This is a genomic window from Sphingobacterium sp. 40-24 (genome assembly GCF_001899705.1).
Classification (GTDB): Bacteria; Bacteroidota; Bacteroidia; order Sphingobacteriales; family Sphingobacteriaceae; genus Sphingobacterium; species Sphingobacterium multivorum.
In genome coordinates, this window is the sequence record NZ_MKWH01000060.1 from 96214 (window position 1) to 118192 (window position 21979).

A 21979-nucleotide genomic window follows, 5' to 3' on the forward strand; every position below is an offset into this window, starting at 1 on the left:
AAATTATTGTTAACACTCAAAAAAAATGGAGGAACTGCCTAAGAGAGGCTTTTTTTGAGCAGTTTCATGGCCGAGGTAATTTGGTTCTTGACAGTTTGTACGGAGACATTTAGCTCGCTCGCAATTTCCTTGATAGACTTTTCTTGCTTTCGGCTCATGGTGACGACCAGTCGCATACGTTCGGGAAGCAGCATCAAAGCTTCTTCAACTTTTTGCTGCGCGTCTTTTAGGAGCAGTAGGTCGTCCGCTGAATCCGCATATCGTTGGTTCATTAAAGTCGCTAGTTCGGCTTTATGTCCATCTTTAACTGTCGTATTCCGAAAATGGTTGATTACTTTGAATTTGACAGCCCCATGTAGATAGGCTGCAAGACCACCAGATATGATGACCTGCTCACGGTGTTCCCACAGCGAAATGAAGATTTCCTGGGTAATGTCCTGAGCCACATTTTCGTCGCCTATTTTCTTAAAAGCTGCATCAAATATGGCTTCCCAGTACAGATTAAAAATCTGTTCCATGGCAAAGTGGTCACCTTGCTTTAATGATGCTATCAATAATTCGCTCACAAGATCAGTTTTAATTGGACAAAGCTAATAACTCAGTATTCCTTTAAAGTTAATAAATCTTAAAGAGTATATTTTGTCTGTTATAAATTAATCTTGGTAATTTTTGCTGAGATTGAGCGGTATATTTTTATTCTTTATATTCCTTGCCCGTAGCAATGTCAATAAAATAGCCGTCGTCCCGATTGCACTCATTTTTATATTGTACCCACCCGTTGGGATTGATAGTCATGTAGCTTTTGTTGCCGATTCGTTGTTTTGTCTTGTTGTTGTATAAAGTATAGCGACCATCTTTATGCTCCTGTAATGCAAAGATTTGTCGTTTACCATCTAAGGTTTCAATATGTTCGAAATCGGGGTTTATATCCCAAGTCTTTGTACTTGAATTCCATAGGCCTTTTGTAGGTTCTAGATCACCTCGTTTTACATCAATTAAATAAAGATCTTCTGATGAATCGATGTACTTTATTTTTCCGGTCTTCCAATTCTTTTCCAGGGCATTCGAGGTGAGTAACATGTGTTTGTCTGGCCAGACCAAATTACCCACCTGATCCAGGATATAGAAGTTCGGGGCTTTGATGGTGTCCAATAAGTTGCCATCTTTATCCATATATAACCAATCATAAGCCCAGATGGCATGATCGTAGTTAAATCTGCCTAGAATAAAATAGGGCGAATTAGTCACCGAATAAACTAAGGATATTTCTTTTAGAAAGGCAATCTGTGTCGCATTGGCTTGTCTAATTTGTTTTGGAAAAGCTTTGTCGTATTGTGGAAAGGCATATATGCTGCCTGTATTATTGTCCTTTAGTAGTTTGGGGATTGCTGGGCTGTAGCGCTCCTGATTGATAGAATCGAGCTGTATGGCCTCATTTTTCCAAAGAAGGTCTATTTTGTCTATGCCTGTCAAAGCGGATAAAACCGGTTTTTTGCTTCGGATATCAAGGATGGTAAAACTGTTTGCTGATGCTGGAATATAACGTCCGTTTTCCAAGGGCATTTCAATGTGTTCTTCTATTTTCTTAAGTTTTTGATCTTTTAGCAGATACAAGTTCCCATTGAGGATCAGATGCTTGTCGTTTAAGGGGTAAGTTGCAAGGTTATATTCGTTCTCATCGTAAGGAATATCTTTTTTCAGCAGAATCTGATTACTTTCCAATACCCGTATTTCAAGCTTGACATAAGTAGCTGTTTTCTTGATATAACTGCTTAGGATATTCCAGTCCCATTTCCAGAAGGGCAATTTCTTTTCATATTCCTGGCGTTTCATCAGAAGAGTCAGCTGCTTGAGGTCTAAGAGCTGTAAATCTGCGTCAGAATAATTTTCTACCAATTCACCTTCGCTGTTAATGATCCCCGTTTGATCCTTTTCATTGGCTACCAGTGCATATCCCGTGGACGTGAAAGGCTGAGCCCAATGGAACTCGTGGGAGAGCATCTTACTGAATGCCGTGTCAACATAGACAAACTGCTTGTTTTTAGTTTGGAAGGGTATCCATTTAACCCGAACCCGGTCATTTTTTGTGATTGTGATGGCATCCTGTGCACATGCCGTCATACATAGTATCGTTGTTATACTTAGCAATAATGATTTGATCATCCTTTTTTCAATTAATTGAACCTGGTTGTTTGCAGCTCGCATGTTGTTGCAGTTGCTCGTGTTGATTGAGTCCGAATTGCAAACCGTACACGCTCTGAACCCCCTTGGTTTAGAAACTAAAGTAGTGGAAAACAGGCTTTGGAAAAATAGCCGATTTCAGTGATTATCTTGATGATTCAAAAGGAATGTAATTTTTCTTTTGCTGGACTCATAGTTATATCATCCAAGGATGTCAATATTGCGTATGCTTTTTTCTTTGAGCCGATTAATTTGGCTAATCGGCTCAAAGTATGTATAACTGGCAATATAAAGAATGTGCAGGAGCTGGGAATAATTGAACAGTGGGGGCAGGTCTTTCACTTTTTAGTAACCGGAACCAAAACAACCTCCCCTTTGTTGGTTTGATACCAGTATCTGTTGCCTAGGTCATCTTCGAAATCATGGTTCACCCGGGATTTATCAACCTTTTTGAAACTTTTTACATCTGGTCCGTTGAATATTTTATTGCCAATGAAAATGTGGTTTGCGTCTTTTGCAACAGCAAACTTGAGGACTTCGAATGTCTTTGGATCTGCTTCTGAAAATATCTGTTGCTTATAATAGACATGATTTTTGTCGCGTGACCAAGTGGCGTTTCCGTTTGATCCTTCTAATAATTCAAAGCTGCCCGGATCGACCGCAGGGTATCCAAATTTCTTACCCGAGATAATCACCAATTGGTCAATGATTACCATTTTCTCATTGAGGAATTTTATGTTGTTTGACGAAGGGAGTTCGATTTCCAGTATACCGATGCCTTGATAAGGCTCGTAGTAAAGCAGTGTATGGTTATCCAGTAGTACATATGCCGCATTGAGAGCCTTAACGTGAGCTGTTTTATAGTGGAGCGAAAGAATACCTTTGTTGGTGACTACCGAAAGCTGATTTTTATCTTTTACAAAGTTGCTGTTGATAACGCTGAAAGTCGCATAGTCGACGTGAAGGGGTTGATACTTATAAAAGTAATGTGCTTTATCTTTAGCTAGTGCCGGCAGTTGATCATATAACGTCGTATAAGTTGCCGGATCGGCTCCATCAATAATGGTAAGCTGGTTTTGGTTGCAATCGGAAGTAGCCGACGCAAAACCTTCAAACTTGAATACGTGTTGTTGATCGACAGGAATCCTGTTTTTCAGTTGAAAGGTCTTTACATCCACCAGCTCTTGGGGACAACCCATAAAATAGATGCGATCCTTATCGCGGGCATAGACCTCTTTAATCACTGAAAAACTAGCTACATCGGCAACGGTCTTTCTCGACCCTCTTTCAAAACCATTGCCGCCCGGTATAAAATAAATCGCGCCGTTCTTTTTATAGTAGTCTTCAGATAAAGGACTGACCTGCTCCTTGCAGGAAAGGAGTAGACTTATCAAAGCACTTAGGATTCCCATTTTTAAGCTATTTTTCATACTCGCCAACGTTATATCTTATCGCAATTATTGATTATTCATTGATGTAACGCACCGCAAAATCGATCCAGTCTGAAATGGACTCATCCAAATAGATGTCTGGCTGTATACCTATATTATCAATTGGATATTGTGGTAGTCGAGTAGATCGGTAGGTTGGCAAAAGGAGTTGGTAGTTGTCGCAACCAAATTTGAACTCACGTATTGAGCCGTAGTCAAGGGCACCCATACTCGGGATTCCCATGATTTTTACTTTTTTGCTCTGGCGGGAACTGAATAAAAAATTCTCCGCTGAACTGGCTACATTTCTATTGACTAGGATAATGACCTGTTGCGGACTCTTTTTATTAATGACAATCGTATCTATGATCACCTTCTTGTCACCATACAGTACAAATTTTCCGATATTCTCCCTGTATTCCCGAAGATCTTCGTCAATTCTTTTTACTTCATTGAGAGAATCCTGCTTAATATGCTTGATGGCATAATCGCGCAACCCATTGACTAAGGTATGTGTCGCAAAAAACTCAACACTCATAATCCGGATAGGGTTAGTTAAGATATAGGGCAATAGAGGCTGGTATACATCGTCCGTTCCACCACCATTGTTTCGTACATCTATAATAAGTCCTTTACTGCTTTCGATCTTTTCTTTGTTTTTTTCGATCAGCTCTTTGAAAGGGGCTATGTTTTCGTACCCGAAGCTTGAGATCTTCATATAAAATATATCGGGACTGATCGATTTTGAACTTATTTCCTCTTCTGGTTCTGCCTTTGGGGTTTCGGTACTTGTCTGTGGAGCATTTTTCTTTTTGGAAAGATCATCTAAGACAATGTGTTCATCATGGAAGAAGTCAAGATATTCCTGCAAAAGTCGCATACAGCTCCCATTTGAAACCAGCAAGCTTTTCTTCGTCAATATATTTTTTTTAGCTTGATACAGGTCCTTATTCTGCTTGGTTTTTTCTGGAAAACCAGGGTACTCGCGCTCTATTTTTACAATTAATTGCTTAAGTGCCTGTGAGCAGCTGCAGGTGGTTTGACCATAAATTGGTCGAACAAAGAAAACAAGACAAAAGATGAGGAATAATTTGGTATTGGTCATGGATATGGTTGTTAAAATTAATGCAATTTAAGAAATAGCGTATTTTCTGATAGCTTAAAAATTGAACAGCTTAAAAATAATAGAAATATATAATTGATTCGTGAGTTGTTTACAATTCGTAGCATATATTTATAATATGTAAAAGCTGGAAATAAATGGTCATCTGTCTAAATACAGGCCGGTATCCTTTATTTAAAACTTTAATGATAAATAATATTTTGATTTTATTTTGTTTATTTATATATTTGTATATATAAACTATATTTATGTATTCTATTTTGTTTTTCTTTTAATGGGAAACAAAGTGTTTTCTCTGTCTATATTGCCAGCGACGATAAAATACTTTTTCGCTATATGAATGATTTGAATACATGTTGATTTAAATGCTGGTATTTCCTGAAAAGCCAAGGGGCGAACGTCTATATGTAGTAATGTGTCGATCCCTCTTTAGTCTCCTTGGTTGTGATACTGTCTTTTTACAATAAAGTATTGATTATTTGCAATAATGATCTGTAACAGTCTGATCTGTTGAGATAATTTATTGTGCCAAATTTTTAATCTTAAATCATTTAGTATGGAAATTAATAGCCAATTAATTATCGATCGGCTTTCTCAGCGTATGGATCTCGATCGTGTTTATCTTTTTAAGTATCAGTTTCTCGGTCAGGAGCATTATCATTTGCTTCTTGCGCTGAAGCATGTGAGCGGGCTTTCACCGAAGGTATTAAAACCTATTGTGGAATTATGTTTAATGGACCAGCAGAATATTTCCTTTGAGCTGGTACCGATTGCTGAAATGCTCAGTAAAGTCAAAGTGGGCAGCCTGTATTATTCCTATGCCTCTCTACCTGAAAATACCGTTCATCAGGCTAGTAACAAAAAGAACCCACCTCTTCAGGCGAAAGAACTAAAAAGTGTTCTAGAAATAGCTGATGAATATTACCGGAAGCTCTTGCCTATTTCAGCGGGCTTTCTACGGGGGGCTGAAACATTTGGCCAACAAGGCAACTATCAAAGGGCTGTATTTATGTTACATCAAAGTATGGAAAACCACTTGCGTTTTTTACAGCTAATGATTGACGGAAAAGCCAATAATGTACATCATGTTAATAACAGAATTAAAAGTCTCAATGAACATTTTTCGCTGTTAAGGGAATCTCTTGTCGGAAAGGATGAGGAAGAAAAGAAGCGTTTTAGATTATTGGACAGTGCCTTTGATGCGGTGAAACAAAACAAGGATCTCGAAATCTCCGCCTTTGATGCCTCCTGGCTTTATGAGCATTGCAAGTTTGTTCTTCATACGATTGAACAGCTGTACTTGAGTTTTATGGAAGGCCTTAAAACGGGCTATGAAAAATTGTTGGCAAAAGAGGAACAAAAAGTCGTAAATAAAAACGTCGAAGTTGCAGTAGGTAATCTGGTGGCGAAGGAGACTACATTATCGAATGCTACGGCCTCGCAGTTTCATGTATTTCCTTGGCCGGAGCGGTATGAGACAGATATACTTCATGTGCTGGCTCAAATTCGTCAGGAGAATAATCCCGAACAAATGATGCTGCTCAATTATTACGTCAGCGATGCGTATGGGAAAGGACTTTTTCATTTTCCTGTGGTGGAAAATGAAAAGGCAGAAATCTACCTTGCAGTAATAAAAAAGAAAATAGGTCACTGTCATTTTCGAAAAATCGTTTATGGTGGAGTTACTGCAATTGTAGCTTTTATGAGTACAGATTTCCTGGCAACAAAACTGGAACTGGGTAGCCGTTTCTCCCATACCATTTGGAATGAATCTGTTGTTCTCTATCGCCATCCGCGTTATAAACCCACCTATTCCGTTTCTCCGGTCAATTGGCATGATACGTTATTTAAGACATCCATTTCATGGACACGCAATTCAAAACTCATGCAGGATCTGCTAGGTGTATTTGCCTTTGAAGGACTTACTAGTCCACAATTAGCTGTATTATTTTTAAATCAATTGACATCAATTGGACTATGCAGTTATCTCTACCTACGGATCGGTTATGCCCCAATGAATGTGACTATAGCGGATCTGGTGGACTGGACCTGTATCTGTGATAAAAAGGTGAAAGAATTTTATACAGCAAGAAGTGAAGTGGAGGAAATATTGAATGCAGAGCTGTTAAAACAAATGAAAGGGCGGGTCTATGAGCTTCCTTCACCATTGGCTCAGCTTGATATGGACTATTTTAGGTCAAAAGCGAAAGAAATTACGGATTTCTTTGTCGATCTCTGCGATCAGAGCATACGGTATATGGAGTTGAAATCGGAGGTTAAATTAAACGAGATAATATGATGGGAATTGGCTTTAACTGCATTGCGAAGGATGCTAAAATCCGTTCTGTAGAAAAAATACTTCCAAAAAGAAATTCTAGTGAGCCTCTTATAATTCCTTGGGAAGATGGATTTATAGGGCGAATGACTCCGCGTTACCTGACCAAATATTATGCTGATGATGAGATTCCATTTGTAGAACGAGATGATATTGTTCTTCAAGTTCGACCGTATCCGCCGAAATACGAACTTAGGCTAAAAAATAAATCAGGAATTACTGTTAAAATCGAGCTGACTGCGGAATACCTAAGTATTAATTGTTCTTGTAGCGCCGATTTAGTAGGGCTTTGTGAGCACGAAGCAATCCTGTTATCGAATAAATTACAGGATAGTCATCCCAATTATTTAAAAGGCCTATATCAGACTGAAATGAATAATTTGCCGGTATGGAAGAAAAAAATAGTCCCATTTAAGGTTTGTGACAATTATTCTTATGCTGAATTAACAGTAGAAATGAATAATGAATATGGGCGATTTTATCATTTAGCGCCAAATGATTATGAAAGTGGTCTTCGTCTGCCTGTACGTAGATTGGAAGGATATCTTGATCTAAAGCAGAATGATGAAGTGTATTTCTTTGTTACGACGAATTTTTCTGCTTTTGGTCTGCCAGTTTTTTTTCCATTTCATTATAAATTTAAACGCTCTCGTTCCCTTTCGTACTCTTATCTATTGGATGAAAGTAACTTGAAGTTGTCTTTAAATTCTTATGATCAATATCTGGAATTGTTCAGTCGTCGATTTGCAGCCCTCCTTAATGAGGACAAAATACTTCGGGAAGAGAAGAAGGATCTGGTCAGCGAAGATATCAATTACTTCGAGCGGAAACAATGGGAAATTATACAGGTATGGCGTGATTTACTGGAAAATCCGCCTTTTCCAATTAAATTGCGTTTTGTCGAAACATTTAGACGCTATCGATTCGCACAACAGATTAATTTGAAAAATTCGAGAGTGCTAGATGTTTTTACGTTAACTAAAGCACAGGGGAATTTGCACTTCAAAGTCGAAATTGATGATCAGGATCAATATTTGAAAATGCGAGTTTGCCTTTATTACAGCAATCAGCTAATAGATTGTCCTGAGTTTTTAGGAGATGAAAATTGTTTTTTTCTGAAAGTCTCGAATGGGGAAATTTTGTTTATTGATAATCTGATCCAGGCTGCGGTATTGCAAAAATTTAGGCAATGGAAATATAGATTGACTGTTTTTAAAGAGGATTTTCATGCTTTCTTGAACGATTATCTGATACCTCTGTCAAAAATAGCAGAGCTTGTCATGTTGAATAGGCTGGGTGAAAACATGAAAATTCCGCAAGTCTTCAAACCTTTTAAAAAAATCGCTACTATTTCTGTAATTGGCCAATTTCTTTGCTTAGAAGCTTTTGTCGAATACGACAAAGAGGGTAGGTTTTCGTTGAATTCCAGGAGCAATTTGATTGTACAGGAGAGACAGAATCGATTGACCTATTTTGAACGAGATAAGTTCAAAGAAGATGATTTTCAGAAATTTTTTAAGACGCAGCATTCGATCCTTAATCAAACTACATTAGAAAATAATTGGTTGATTCCTTTAAAAGAAATTGAAAACACTGTCTGGCTCTATGATTTTATGGACAGCTGTTTACTCAACGAAATTGCCGTAGAAATTGACCATCTTAAGCAAGGCAGTGCATACTATCCTTTTCCCCTAAACTGCACTGTGCGTAACGTTCGTATGGAAAATAATCACTGTTCGATTCTCCTCGGGCCAAAATTCGGACGACACACCGTTTCAATGGATGAATTTGAGGATTTAATCATGGGAGCAGATAAAGTTTTTACCGTTGGGGAAGGAACTTTTGGCGTGATACGTAGCGCTGATCGAGAAATCTATAGGCCACTGTTTTTAGGTGGAAGAAGGGAAGAGGATTGTTTTGTTTTAAATACAATTCAACTTGTTTCTATGCAGAAAGTGTTGGATAAAATAGATAAAAGGATTATTCAGGATAGTATCCGGGAGCGTCGTGAAAAACTTGCTGCATTGGATCAGATCCCTCTTTTGGAGATACCTAAAGGCTTAAGAGCTCAATTACGTCCTTATCAACAGGTAGGTTTCAGCTGGCTCGCTTTTTTAAATGAATTTCAGTGGGGAGGTCTATTAGCTGATGATATGGGTTTAGGAAAAACACTGCAGATTATAACATTGCTCGAATACTTTTACCAATTGCATCCTATGGGGAAATCTACTTTAATCGTTGTTCCTAACTCCCTTTTGTTTAATTGGGAAAACGAATACAAAAAGTTCGCTCCCCACCGAAATATAGGAATTTATCATGGTAAACTGCGGGAAGGCTTTATTTTTAAAGCAGAAGGTATGGTAATTCTTACGACATATGGAACGATATTAACTGATGCGGAATATCTGACTAGTTTGGACTTTAGTTATCTCATTATGGACGAATCCCAAGCTGTCAAGAACCGGAATTCGAAGCGTTTTGAGACGCTGTCAATGGTTAAGGCCGATTACCGCGTAGCGATGACGGGAACACCTATCGAAAATGGAGTGGAGGATATATACGCGCAAATGAGTATAGTCAACCCGGGATTTTTTGGTAATTACGGCAGTTTCAACAAAACCTATAAAGGAATTAAGGGAGAAGATACAACGCAGGAAACGACTAGTAGCCTCCAAAAGATGATTCAACCTTTTATCCTTCGGCGTACAAAAAAACAAGTTGCTTTGGATCTTCCTGAAAAGACCGAAACAATTCTGTATATGGATATGCTTCCGGAGCAAAGAAAGATATACGATAAGGCTAGAAAAATATTCAAGGGGGAGATTGAAAGTAATCTGAATAGTGCCGATTCCACAAAATCCAAATTTTTGGCGATAGAGGCGCTGCAAAAACTACGACAGCTGTGCAATTCGCCCATGCTGATGAAAGATGGTGGCTTCGGTCATGATTCGATCAAATTGGATTTTATTGATGAGATCATGGATGAAGTAGCTCCGAATCATAAGATTCTTCTCTTTTCGGCGTATACGTCCATGCTAAAGCTCGTGGCACAACGAATCGAAAATAAGGGTATAGCGTATGCCTATCTTGATGGTAAAATGAATCAGGATCAGCGGCAAAATGCGGTCGAAAGATTTCAGAACGAGAACGGATGCCGTGTGTTTTTAATCAGCCTCAAAGCCGGAGGAACAGGCTTGAATCTGACCGCAGCTGATTATGTTTATATTTTGGATCCCTGGTGGAATCCCGCTGCCGAAGCACAGGCAATAGATCGGTGCTACCGCATTGGTCAGGACAAGCATGTCATGGCTTACAAGATTGTTTGTCGGGATTCCGTTGAGGAGTACATCTTAGCACTCCAAGAAAGTAAAAAACGAATATCCGAAGGACTTATTTTAGATGAAACGAATCTGATGAAATCGATCAGTAAAGAAGAGCTGCTTAAATTATTTGAATAACCAATTACAAAATAAATTATGAAAACAGAATCTATTATAAAAACTTCCTATTCGGGAATGATGTATTCGTACGATTTTCAGCTTTGGTACACCTATCTTAAGCGGCGTATCCAACAAGAATGGAGGCAAGTGGAAGTTTTGTTTTTACTTGCTCGGCTTCGGATTTATCCAAGACACTTGAAAAATGTGCTGTATGGGCTCATGCAGCAAAATAAACTGGTCGTTAGAAATTTGGAAGGAAGATATTCTTTTTATCCGGTTGATAGAAAGGAGGGGCATGCAAAATTTAATTGATGATACTGGAAAAGAGAGATTTCACGCAGAATTTTCCATGTACTATGCGGGTATTATTTATCTCTTGCTATTAAATCGGATCAGCTTCGGTTTTACCCGTGAAGAAATGGCTTTCTTGATGGGACAAGAGGAAACCTATGTTAAGGAAATGGAAGAACTTAAAATCCCAGCCGGAAATCTTGAAGTTATGGTCCATCTTAATTGGGTGTTCAACCGCAGGAAAGTGGATATCAGTAAATTTGATAATAAAACCAGCTATCGGTTTGAGTTCACGATTTGGGAGGGAAAAGGGATCCGCCACTACCAAATGGAATATTTTATCAATGCCGTAGAAACCATCACCTTTTTTCAATTAATGGAAGAGATCAACGCCGAAGATAAAGCACAAGCTGAACAGGATGTATGCGAGCGGATGGCTGTGGAGGTGCTTTTGGATAAGCTCCTCGAGATGAATTATTTTAAGAAGTATAGAACACCGCTTGAACTTTGGCGCTATGTTGAGAAATATCTTGAAGAAAATATTCGCGTGAAAAGCTTGATGCAGGAGCTTGGGGTGTTCGCAGGAAAGAAAGGGAGTGCGCCGCTGCGGAAAACTAAAGCCAAAAGTTTTGGCTTCCGCTATATTGAACATAAATAAAAAAATATGGAAGATCTTACTGGAGTACCTTTAGAGGTACCACGAAATTTTCGCTTAATATGCGAGCTTTTTGGCATCGCTGTGCCAGCTTTTATTCAATTGTTTTTGGATCATTATTCTTTTATAGATCAAAATTTTAAAGATAATTCAAGCTATAATATTGCGACGAGAGCCGTACGTTTTATCAACGATAAAATTCCTAAAGGCGATAATCCTTTAACAATTGAATTCAGAAAGAATGAAAGGGACAAAGGGGTGAAATTATTGCAACGTCAGGTAAAATTGGCAATCAATAGAAATTATAGCACTGGCGAACGCAGAAATAAAGGCCGAATTATTACTGCCCAGATCTATGACCTTTTTGCTACAAAAGTGCGGCTTAAAGACCGCATCTATTTAGACGAAAACACATCCTTTAAATTGAGTAAGGATTTTCTGCTGACTTGCATGATGAATGCTGTTCATCCATCGCATTACATTAATACCATGATGCTACAGGTATCTACAGCTGACTTTTTAGCAGCAATGCACTTGGATAAAGCTACTTATAATCCAGTTTTGGGACTTATTCATCGTGTCCATGATGGTTATGGAGATCTTATTGATTGGGAATATCGTCATACGCCTTTTTTTAAACGATTTATCATGGATTTACAGGAACTCAATAAACGCTATTTTTTTTATCGCGACCTCGATAAAAGAATAGCACTTTATGAGGCCTGGCTCGATCGTATTTTGGAAACCAGAGATGAGGAGTTTTAGCTATAAATGAATTTTGGAAAGCTACTTGTCTTTTTATAAAGTTGGACTTGTATTAAAACGGTTAGATAGATACAATTTCGATGAATCAATTGATGACTTTTTAAATTAATAAAATATGAAAACATTGGAAAATATTAAATTAACGACAGCATTTAAACAATTTTGCGACCTGTTCAATTTCACACCGGAAGAAGTTGTACAGGAATTTATTGATAAAATTGACATTGCAGAGTATATGTGTGATCCAATACAACCCGATCGTTGGGCTAATGTATTTGCGATGGAGTATTTGATCCAATATACACAGTCTGAAAATAGTATTGTGGAATATGGAGAATTTGCAGAAGAGTGGGTTAAAATAATCGAGGCGAATGAGGGTGACCTTATTGGAAAAACAAGAACGCTATTGGATGCTTGGCACAAAAAAGTTTTGGAGGATCGCATTCATAGTATTATGAAAGGAGATGAAGGGAAGGATACAGCATAACGCTATGTTAAGTTTGATCAACTTTGTAAAATACGACGATCAAAATGTGTAGACCTAGCTAGTCACTGGCAAGGTACCTATAGTGATTATAACATGCAATCAAAATGAATCGCTATATTTAAACATGCACGAAAAACCCGAACAAAGAAAAACATCAATAGTTCCAGCATTAGTCAAAGTTTTTGTTGGTGCTATTGGTGTTTTTGCGATTTTGACAGTTTGTTTCTATCATAATGACCTGGACGTCGACGGCAATTTAACTGTAGGATTTCCCTGGATATTCTTTCGGAAAGGAAGTGGCTATAGCCTGGATCTTAATGAGCAGGTCGGATACCACGAATTTGAACCTCTAAAATTGATCGGCAATATTCTTTTTTCTGCAACACTGGCTCTGATGATCTTCTGGATATATCGCGTCATCATAAGAAAGCGCTAAACATTTTATAAATTTCACAAAGAACGCCAAGAATACATTCGCTAATTTCGGGCTCCTTGACTATAATAAATTATTCTCTTTAATGAGATTTCTGTAAAACTGTAAACTCTCCTCTAAATAAGAAATATAACTTTCTTTGTCGCGTAAAAGCTGCTTGTCCTTTGCTAAGGGCAATTTTTCTTGCTTTAACTGAGCTGTCGAAGAATTGATCAAACTATTTATATCCGTTTGTAATATATCCGCAATTTGCCGTAAACGCTCAATGTCTATCTTCGTTGTTCCGATCTCAAGATTCTGATAAGCTTTTAATGATATATATAATTGTTCAGCCATTGCCCGTTGGGAAATCTTGAGATATTTCCTACGCTCTTTAACGGCTTTGATAATTTCTTGTGATGTAACATTGCTCATGGTTAATAGAATGCAAATTAATGTGAATACAGGGTTTGGTATAACCAAAGATAAGTATTTTGAAAACATAATCTACTTGTGTAGTAGTCTTTATTTTCAGTTATTTAAAAACCACTGCTATCCTCCTCGTAAAATCTTCTTCGTAAGGCGTATTAAATCTTCATAACGACATTTAATATAGGAACATTTTCTACCTAACTGTTGGAAATGAATAGTTAAACCACTTATTTTTGAATAGTCTACTGATTTAGTAGTTTTTGTAAAAATAATAAACATATGACTAAAGTATTTACATTGATTGCATCGCTCACTTTCTCTACAGCGATTATGGCGCAGCATAAAACTGCCCTGTTAAACGGTCAAGTGACTGGCTATACCGCGCAGGATAAAGCTTTTCTGAGCTATCGGAATGGTACACAACGTATCGTCGATTCCGTCAACATTGGTTCAAATGGAACATTTCAATTCAATTATACGATTGCTGATCCGACAGTAGCCAGCCTAGCGGTAGGTAAGACACTTGCCCTGGCTCAACGTTCAAAAAATCTAACACTTTATCTTGAAAACACAGCGATCAAGGTTCAGTCCACCGATTCATTAAAAAATCCATTGGTCCAGGGGGGGAATACAAATAAGGAGCTTAGCCAATTGAAGAAACGGCTGGAACAAATTGCTCCTTTGCGTGATGCGTTGAATACAACATATTTTTCGGCGAGCCAGGAGCAACGAAATTCCCCAGAATTCAAAAAGGAAATTGAACAGCTCAGTGAGAACTATCAGCTTGAGAATAAAAAAATCCTGGAAACCTTTATCTCAGAGAATCCCAATTCTTTCGTCAGCTTAGACCGGATTGCAGAAGTTGTTGGCTATGCTCCCGAAGCCGAGGACCTCGATCGATATTTCAAACAGCTCAGTCCGGAAATACGTCATTCGGAAAAAGGAAAAGCTTTTGCACTACAGATTGATCAAACCAAGGCGACATCAATCGGACAGATTGCTCCGGCTTTTACCCAGGCTAACCCAGATGGGAAAAATATCTCCCTTGCCGATTATCGGGGTAAATATGTATTATTGGATTTCTGGGCAAGTTGGTGTGGCCCCTGCCGTCAGGAAAATCCCAATGTCGTAAAAGCTTATCATGCCCTAAAAAACAAAAAATTTACCGTACTCGGCGTGTCTTTAGATCAACCTGGCAAAAAGAACAACTGGCTGAAAGCTATTGCAGATGATAAATTAGAGTGGGATCAGGTTTCGGATCTTAATTTTTGGGATAACCAGGTCGCTAAGCTTTATAATATCCGATCGATTCCTCAAAATTTTCTGATCGATCCCAATGGAAAAATTATTGCCAAAAACCTTCGCGGTGAAGATTTGGAGCTTCAATTGTCGAAATATATCACAGATTAAGTTGTTTAAATTATGAGAAATAAATCTATTCGAAATAGGATGGTCATTGTTAAAGAATATGAAAATAATAACTATTTTAATTTTCGCTTTATGACTATTATCAGTTTATTCTGTTTATCAACTGCCATAGTCTCCTGTTCAAAGGAAGCTTCCATTTTAGAAAATGCCGAAGAACAATCTTTGATTCCTTTGCCTAAAAAGAATGCAAAATTACCTGGAATGGAAAGCGGTACTTTGACAACTTATCCGATCACTTATGTAAATGGATCATATACTAGTCTTTTTGCAGGGGGATTGAATTTTGGATCTACGTTTGCATATCCAACTAATAGGTATGAATTTGGTGATTATACCCCTTGGTTTCCTTATTTTGGATCAGTTACCTCCAATGCAAATCTTTTATCATTTGAGGTATCTGATCATAAATTTGTTGCCGTATTTGGAACAGCTGTAAACGGATTTGTTCTAAAATTTGATATTGTAAAATATTTCAAAGAATTAGAGAAGGGGGTTACCCTCAGTATTGGCGATTATATTACAAGAACAGATGGAAGTTCTGATGGATTGAGTTTGATAAAAGGAAAATTTTTAATTGATTATACTTCTCCTTTGGGTGTTTCTATTGCTGATGTGAACGCTTTGGAGGGGGGTGTTGTCGATCTAGGGCCAGGGATCTAATTACCTAGAAAAGAAATATAGTTTTATAATCCGTTAAAAGGACGGCGGCTGAGTACACAGCCGCCTTTTTAGTATTACCTTTTTGTTAAGTCTCCCGTCTTTGCTAACCCGGTTTAGTTAAAAACTGTTAATGTTTTATTGACCCTGCCTTCATATAGCATTTGTAATCTTGTACTCATAAATCAAATGCGCTACTTATGAAATTTAAAGCCAACAATGTCTTTTGGTTGTTATGTACCATTGCAGCGAGCTCAACCGCTGTTCAAGCCAAACCGCTCACACTAACCACCTCGCAATTTACGTATGCACAGGGGATCGTCAAAGGCCGTGTCCTCGACACCCAAGGAAATGCTGTCGCAGGAGCAACCGTTCAAAATTTGAAAAGTAAAAAATCTGTTCAGTCTGACGAAAGAGGAAATTTCCAGATCGAAGCTGAAATGGGCGATAACCTGAGTATTTCCTTTATTGGATATAGCAGACTCGTGCAAGCTGTCAGCCAATCCAATGGGCAGATCTTTTCTCTAAAGACCGATGAAAACACACTGGAAGAAGTGACCATCTCTATCGGTTATCAGCGGATCAGAAAGTCGGATGTCACTGGCGCAATCGCTAGCGTTAAGGCGGAAGAACTCAATCTGAGCGCACCAAAATTATCCCAGGCATTGGTTGGTAAAGTAGCAGGTGTACAGGTGATGCAGACAAGTGGCGCTCCATACGATGGGACCAAAATGCGCGTCCGCGGAATGGGATCGATCAATGCTGGTTCGGATCCATTGTACGTTATTGATGGATATCCAGCAGGAAACAATTTAAATATCAACCCCAATGATATTGAGTCTATCGATGTGTTAAAGGATGCCGCTTCTGCAGCGATCTATGGATCTCGTGGTGCTGGCGGTGTTGTATTGATTACAACCAAGCGTGGCAAGGAAGGTAAGAGTAATGTGGACTACGAAGTATTGGGTGGTTTCGGTCAGCTTTCCAAGAAAATCGATGTTTTAAATTCGGAACAGTTTATTGATCTCCTGATTGATGGTCGTAACAATTCGTATAAAGACCTTTTGGCTACGAAAGGGATTGCCTGGAGCGATAGTAGACGCTTTGATGATAATAAAACGCGTATTGCTAATGTCGGAAATGCCGGCTCGGTGAGTATTCCTGAAGACTACTATGACTTCGCATCTGGTACAGCAAAAAAAGCAAAATATGATACGGATTGGCAGGATGCCTTATACCGTAATGCGCCTTTTCAACGTCATAATCTATCAACCTATGGCGGTAACGAAAAAAATCGCTATTTCCTAAGTGGATCTTATCAGAATCAACAAGGGATCATGCTCGGGACGGATCAAAAGGTCTTTAATTTCCGCGCTAATATCGATAGCAAAGTCAGCAAGAGATTGACCGTTGGCGCAAATGTTTCATTTACATATAATGACAACAACGAGGTGACGACTGGGCGTTACGACAGAAGCCCATCAATGGCCGCATTAATTTATTTGCCTACCCTCCCTGTTTATAACGAAGATGGAACCTATGCCAAATACCTGATGGCGGATCTTTCGGCGAACAATTACGGTATCCAGAATCCTGAAAACCCACTGGCCTATGTTACTGAGATTAAAAACAACCGCCGTGGAAAGAGAGGGCTATACAACGCCTTTGCAGATTTTTCTATTATGGATGGCCTAAATCTAAAAGTAAACGGTGGACTGTCTACTTACGACGAGAAGTATGATTATTTCCGTCCGACAAGTATATCCGATGGAAACAACAAGCCGTTTTCACCGCAGGCAATTTCTGCTGCCTATGCAGATGCCAAGACAAAAAATGAATTGGACAAATTGCTGGAAACAACGTTAAACTATAACAAGACTTTTGGTGGTAAACATCAGGTATCCGCTTTATTGGGCTATTCGGCTCAACGAACAGATTACGATTATCAAGGTGTGAGAGCCAATGGTTTTAATAACAATGCAATTGGGGAAATTACAGATAAAGGAGCCGATCCTTCTAATTTCCAATTGCTAAAAGACGATACGTTCAAACGTACGACAACGCTCCAGTCATATTTTAGCCGTGTAAGCTATAGCTTTGATTCCAAATATTTCCTTTCAGCTTCCATTCGTACCGATGGATCATCACGTTTCGGGCCAAATAACAAATGGGGAACCTTCCCATCGGTTTCAGGTGGTTGGACCCTCTCCAAGGAGGAGTTTTATACGGATTGGTTAGGACAACAGTCAACGGTCAAACTAAGAGCGAGCTGGGGACGTAGTGGAAATAATAATATTGGTGATTATCGCGCGTTATCCGTTATCAACTCGCCAGCAGGAGTTATTCTTGGCGATAAAGTGGAGACTTCCTATACAGCAGGTGATCTGTTCGATCCAAAATTGGGTTGGGAATCAACCTCGCAATACAACGCTGGCGTGGATCTCGGTTTGTTAAAAGGACGACTCAACATTATGACCAACTTCTACCTGAGCCGTTCCTTCAATTTATTATTCAATCAGCCACTCTCCGCTGTATCCGGATCAACAACAATCTTGACCAATCTGCCAAATTCGAAGGTGCAGAACAAAGGTTTTGATGTGCAGGTTGATGCCACACTGATTCGCAAAAATGAATTTGAATTAGGATTCAGTGGGAATATCAATGTCAACAGAAATAAAGTGCTCGATCTCGGTGGGGCTTCTACCATCTTGACGAATGGTGCTGAACGCTCCTACTTAACGCATATTACACAAGAAGGAAGTCCGATTGGTATGTTCTACGGCTTTAAAGTTTTGGGTGTTGCCACGGAGGAAAACTATAAAACTGTCGCACCTTCCGCTGCTTCAACAACTCCGCTACAACCTGGAGATCTTTATTTTGAAGATGTTGACGGCAATGGTATCGTCAATGATGCCGATAAACGTGTGATCGGCAATCCGCATCCTAATTTCACCTATGGCTTTGCCGTCAATGCACGCTATAAGGCATTTGATCTACGCGCATCATTTAATGGCTCCCAAGGGAATAAAGTGCTGGATGGCTATGATTATTACCTCTATAATATGGAAGGTTCCGGCAATCAATATGCGGATGTCGCACAACGCTACCGTTCGGCTCAAAATCCGGGAAATGGTAAAGTATACCGTGCATCGCGTGGCGGTACGCAAAGTAACAGTACACGTCTTTCTGATTTTTATCTGCAGGACGGTTCATTTCTGCGTATGACAAATATTGCTTTGGGGTACAATCTTCCCAAAAGCCTAGCAGAAAAGTTAACACTTTCTGGAGTAAGGGTCTACGCGACAGTGGACAATCCATTTACGATTTCTAAATACAAAGGTTACAATCCGGAACCGGATTATAATCAACGTGGTAACCTGACTCCAGGTGTGGATTATGGACTTTATCCATTGGTGCGATCGTATAACCTTGGTGTAAAAGTAACGTTCTAATTGCAGGATCAAGGAGCTAAAAATAGTCCTACGCACTGCGCTTTGCAGTTACGTAGGCTGATGAAAAATAAAAAAATAACAGGATGAAAAAAAGATATATATTACCCTTTGTTTTGTTGGCATTGTCTTCATGTACCAAAGATTTTTTAAATCAGAAAAACCCCAATGCCGTCACGATCGATGATTACTTCAAGTCGGAAAATGATGTGCTTTTGGCTGTCAACGGCCTCTATCAATCACTTCGTTCGGGAAGCACGATCGGGGAATCGAGTACATTATATAACGAAGAACGTTCGGATAATTCAGGACGTAATGATAACCAATCCAATGCCGGGGAACCTTTCCAATTCAATGACTTTTCGTTGCTGCCCAGCAATACCTATCTAAAGACACATTGGTCGGCTATGTACGCGGCAATCAGTCGTTGTAATGTGGTTCTTTCACATGTCGACGATGTGACCTTTACAAGTACAGAATTAAAAGGACGTTATATTGCGGAAGCGAAATTCGTTCGTGCATTATTATATTTCCATATGGTACGTAAATTCGGAGATATTCCATTATCTACCGTACAGGTGACCAGTAAAGAGCAAGCAAATGAATTGGCTTTTCGTCAGAAAGAGTCGATTGTGTACGAACAGATCATTAAAGATCTGACGGAGGCATTGTCCAGCAATCTTCCCAATACACAGAAAGATTATGTTATCGGCAGAGCATCTAAATCGGCCATCAATGCAATTTTGGGGCAAGTATACTTAACGTTAGGTGCAACGCAGACATCAGGTAATGCGGAGAATTTTGCGAAAGCAGAACAGTACCTCAATGCGGCCTACCAAATGCGAACTTTTGGCAAGCTAAACGAAATTCCCTACGCGGATGTTTTCGATGTGACCAAGAAGAATAGCTGTAAAGAACTAGTTTTTCAGATTCAGTATAAACAGGGAGACCAAAACTATAGCTCAAGTATTGCCCGTAATTATCAAGCACGGGGAGAAACCATCAACTCCCGCTACAACTCGACAGGTGCTGGTGAAGTGGCAAAACTAGATCTGGTCAAAGATTACGAACAAAGCGATATCCGAAAAGATTTCTCGGTGAAGTTTGCAGCAAATACACAGGTTAACGATTGGTTTGTAACCAAGTTTAGGGATAATAGTGACGCTGCAGGTACCAATGGTTGGGGCGGAAATGACTGGATCTTGATCCGTTACGCAGATGTGATGCTGTTGTTGGCCGAGGCGAAGTATCACCTGGGTAAGGATGCCGAAGCTATCGCGCTTTTGGATCAAGTACGTGAACGTGCCGGATTACCTTCCTATGCTACTTCCATGTTGAATACGGCTTATCGCAGTAAATATCCAACTTTAAAAGAGGCTATATTGCATGAACGCCGTGTGGAACTGGCATTTGAAAACCAACGCTGGTTTGATTTGATCCGTAATTACAATGCACAAGAATTGGTGACTTATTTCAAAACGAAGAGCCAGGCTGATTATGGAAATGCTAAAATCTCCAATATCTCGACAAAAGATCGATACTACCCAATTCCTTTTGATGAATATAAGCTGGATCCGACACGTATGTATCAAAACCCCGGATATTAATCTGCAATTGAATAGATATGTTAAAGAATATCAGAAAAATCTTGTTACTTGTCTTGGGAATATGCTGTATGCATATTTCCAAAGGCCAGGTAAACAATATGCCTAATGGTCCACAGGATTGGCTGATCAAGAAGAATTATTATGCATCCTATTTGCTCTTAAAAGATCCTGCCCTTATACAGGAGTTCGTCAGCTTCAAACCGATTGCACAAGTATTGGAAAAAAGGTTTGAACGTTTTAACAACAGTGCCAGTTGTCCCGATCTCACATGCTATTTGAATGCCTTCAAATGGCAGGATAACGAAATCGACCTGTTGGCAGAGCAGTTGGCGGAGCAACTTGGTCATAACAAAAAATTGGACCAGCTCGTTCAGGCGAGTCTTATTCCATCAATGACCTATGGTGTGCTGCATCATGAAACAGCAAAGGCCTATTTTACGAAAGCCTTGAAACAGGATTTAAAGGCAATGAATTATGTCGTGGACGTCTATGCGGGTGGTAAAAGTCCCAATTACCCCAAAATAGATTCGATCTCTTTCGATGTAAAACGTGCGGCCTACCTTCATCTTTTGGACGATGTACGCCAAGACATCCGCAAAGATATTCCGACGCCTAAAACGGCATTTTTTATGACCATGATGACTGCGGTACGCTTGTTGGAAATTAATGAGCGATGGGACGCGGCACAACTAGAGCCACTGATTGAACTCGAAAACAAGAAAGCTTACGAAGCGGTCAAAAAGACCGACTTCGCAAGCTTTCCCTATAGTCTATTGCTGACCTTAGGTGCGGGCCCCGAGCTGTATGGACAGCCAATTAGCCCGGGAGGCATGTTGCGCGCGCGGATGGCAGCCCGAAGTTACTTTGAAAAATTGGCCCCTTTTATTGTGTTGTCTGGTGGTAAAGTACATCCTTATAAGACGCGTTTCATTGAGGCAATAGAAATGAAAAAGTATCTTATCGAGGTCATGGGAGTACCTGAAGCGGCGATATTGATTGATCCACATGCCAGACATACAACCACAAATTTGCGTAATACGGCGCGTATCTTGTTAAATTACGGTTTTCCGAAAGATAAGTATGCTATTGTTAACAGTAGTAAAATGCATATCGATGCGGTTGAAAAAATGGGCGATCGTTGCATGCGTGAATTGGGGTATATTCCCTATACATTGGGTAAACGAATTTCAGATGTGATCATCGAGTTTAAGGCAAAAGAAGAAGCCTATACGATCGATCCAGATGAACCCTTGGATCCTTAGCCGACTAATTGGGCTAGCTGCTGCT

Annotated in this window: 17 protein-coding genes; 12 read left to right on the plus strand and 5 right to left on the minus strand. The window is 39.3% G+C overall.

Annotation, left to right across the window (positions count from 1 at the left end):
* Positions 1-38: 38 nt before the first annotated feature.
* The 4 genes from BGP15_RS22115 to BGP15_RS22130 form a co-directional block, all read right to left on the minus strand.
* Positions 39-566, minus strand: a complete 528-nt coding sequence (locus BGP15_RS22115; protein WP_286770752.1) for an RNA polymerase sigma-70 factor — start codon at positions 564-566, stop codon at positions 39-41.
* Between the two features lie 127 nt (positions 567-693).
* Entirely contained in the window at positions 694-2163 is a 1470-nt protein-coding gene (locus BGP15_RS22120; RefSeq protein ID WP_286770753.1) for a hypothetical protein, read from the minus strand.
* Positions 2164-2519: 356 nt separating this feature from the next.
* Positions 2520-3611, minus strand: coding sequence for a DKNYY domain-containing protein (locus BGP15_RS22125; protein WP_286770754.1), 1092 nt, complete (start codon positions 3609-3611; stop codon positions 2520-2522).
* Between the two features lie 34 nt (positions 3612-3645).
* Positions 3646-4716, minus strand: coding sequence for a S41 family peptidase (locus BGP15_RS22130; protein ID WP_286770755.1), 1071 nt, complete (start codon positions 4714-4716; stop codon positions 3646-3648).
* Between the two features lie 574 nt (positions 4717-5290).
* On the opposite strand from BGP15_RS22130, the gene BGP15_RS22135 reads away from it, so the two are divergent.
* From BGP15_RS22135 to BGP15_RS22165, 7 genes are all read left to right on the plus strand, one after another.
* On the plus strand, positions 5291-7033 hold the full coding sequence (locus BGP15_RS22135) for a hypothetical protein (protein WP_286770756.1): 1743 nt from the start codon (positions 5291-5293) through the stop codon (positions 7031-7033).
* Positions 7030-10527: a DEAD/DEAH box helicase gene (locus BGP15_RS22140; RefSeq protein ID WP_286770757.1), complete on the plus strand. Its 3498-nt coding sequence runs from the start codon at positions 7030-7032 to the stop codon at positions 10525-10527. The genes BGP15_RS22135 and BGP15_RS22140 overlap by 4 nt, the downstream gene beginning before the upstream one ends.
* Before the next feature lie 18 nt (positions 10528-10545).
* Positions 10546-10821, plus strand: coding sequence for a hypothetical protein (locus BGP15_RS22145; RefSeq protein ID WP_286770758.1), 276 nt, complete (start codon positions 10546-10548; stop codon positions 10819-10821).
* Complete coding sequence (locus tag BGP15_RS22150; protein ID WP_286770759.1) at positions 10805-11458, plus strand: hypothetical protein; 654 nt, start codon at positions 10805-10807, stop codon at positions 11456-11458. Before BGP15_RS22145 ends, BGP15_RS22150 begins: the two co-directional genes overlap by 17 nt.
* Positions 11459-11464: 6 nt before the next feature.
* Positions 11465-12220 (plus strand): hypothetical protein, encoded by a 756-nt coding sequence (locus BGP15_RS22155; protein ID WP_286770760.1) that lies wholly within the window; start codon positions 11465-11467, stop codon positions 12218-12220.
* Between the two features lie 115 nt (positions 12221-12335).
* On the plus strand, positions 12336-12707 hold the full coding sequence (locus tag BGP15_RS22160) for a hypothetical protein (protein ID WP_286770761.1): 372 nt from the start codon (positions 12336-12338) through the stop codon (positions 12705-12707).
* Between the two features lie 124 nt (positions 12708-12831).
* Positions 12832-13143 (plus strand): hypothetical protein, encoded by a 312-nt coding sequence (locus tag BGP15_RS22165; RefSeq protein ID WP_286770762.1) that lies wholly within the window; start codon positions 12832-12834, stop codon positions 13141-13143.
* Between the two features lie 60 nt (positions 13144-13203).
* Here the strand turns inward: BGP15_RS22165 and BGP15_RS22170 are convergent, their stop codons facing one another.
* On the minus strand, positions 13204-13554 hold the full coding sequence (locus BGP15_RS22170; protein ID WP_286770763.1) for a helix-turn-helix domain-containing protein: 351 nt from the start codon (positions 13552-13554) through the stop codon (positions 13204-13206).
* Positions 13555-13830: 276 nt separating this feature from the next.
* Between BGP15_RS22170 and BGP15_RS22175 the strand changes: the two genes are divergently transcribed.
* The 5 genes from BGP15_RS22175 to BGP15_RS22195 all read left to right on the plus strand — a co-directional run bounded on the left by BGP15_RS22175 (position 13831) and on the right by BGP15_RS22195 (position 21954).
* Entirely contained in the window at positions 13831-14961 is a 1131-nt protein-coding gene (locus BGP15_RS22175) for a TlpA disulfide reductase family protein (RefSeq protein WP_286770764.1), read from the plus strand.
* A gap of 12 nt (positions 14962-14973) precedes the next feature.
* Positions 14974-15639, plus strand: coding sequence for a hypothetical protein (locus BGP15_RS22180; protein WP_286770765.1), 666 nt, complete (start codon positions 14974-14976; stop codon positions 15637-15639).
* A 197-nt stretch (positions 15640-15836) separates the two neighbouring features.
* A complete protein-coding gene (locus BGP15_RS22185; RefSeq protein ID WP_286770766.1) occupies positions 15837-19088 on the plus strand; it encodes a SusC/RagA family TonB-linked outer membrane protein in 3252 nt (1083 codons plus the stop codon).
* An 83-nt stretch (positions 19089-19171) separates the two neighbouring features.
* Positions 19172-20692, plus strand: a complete 1521-nt coding sequence (locus BGP15_RS22190; protein WP_286770767.1) for a RagB/SusD family nutrient uptake outer membrane protein — start codon at positions 19172-19174, stop codon at positions 20690-20692.
* A gap of 17 nt (positions 20693-20709) precedes the next feature.
* Positions 20710-21954, plus strand: a complete 1245-nt coding sequence (locus tag BGP15_RS22195) for a YdcF family protein (RefSeq protein ID WP_286770768.1) — start codon at positions 20710-20712, stop codon at positions 21952-21954.
* Positions 21955-21979 lie beyond the last annotated feature (25 nt).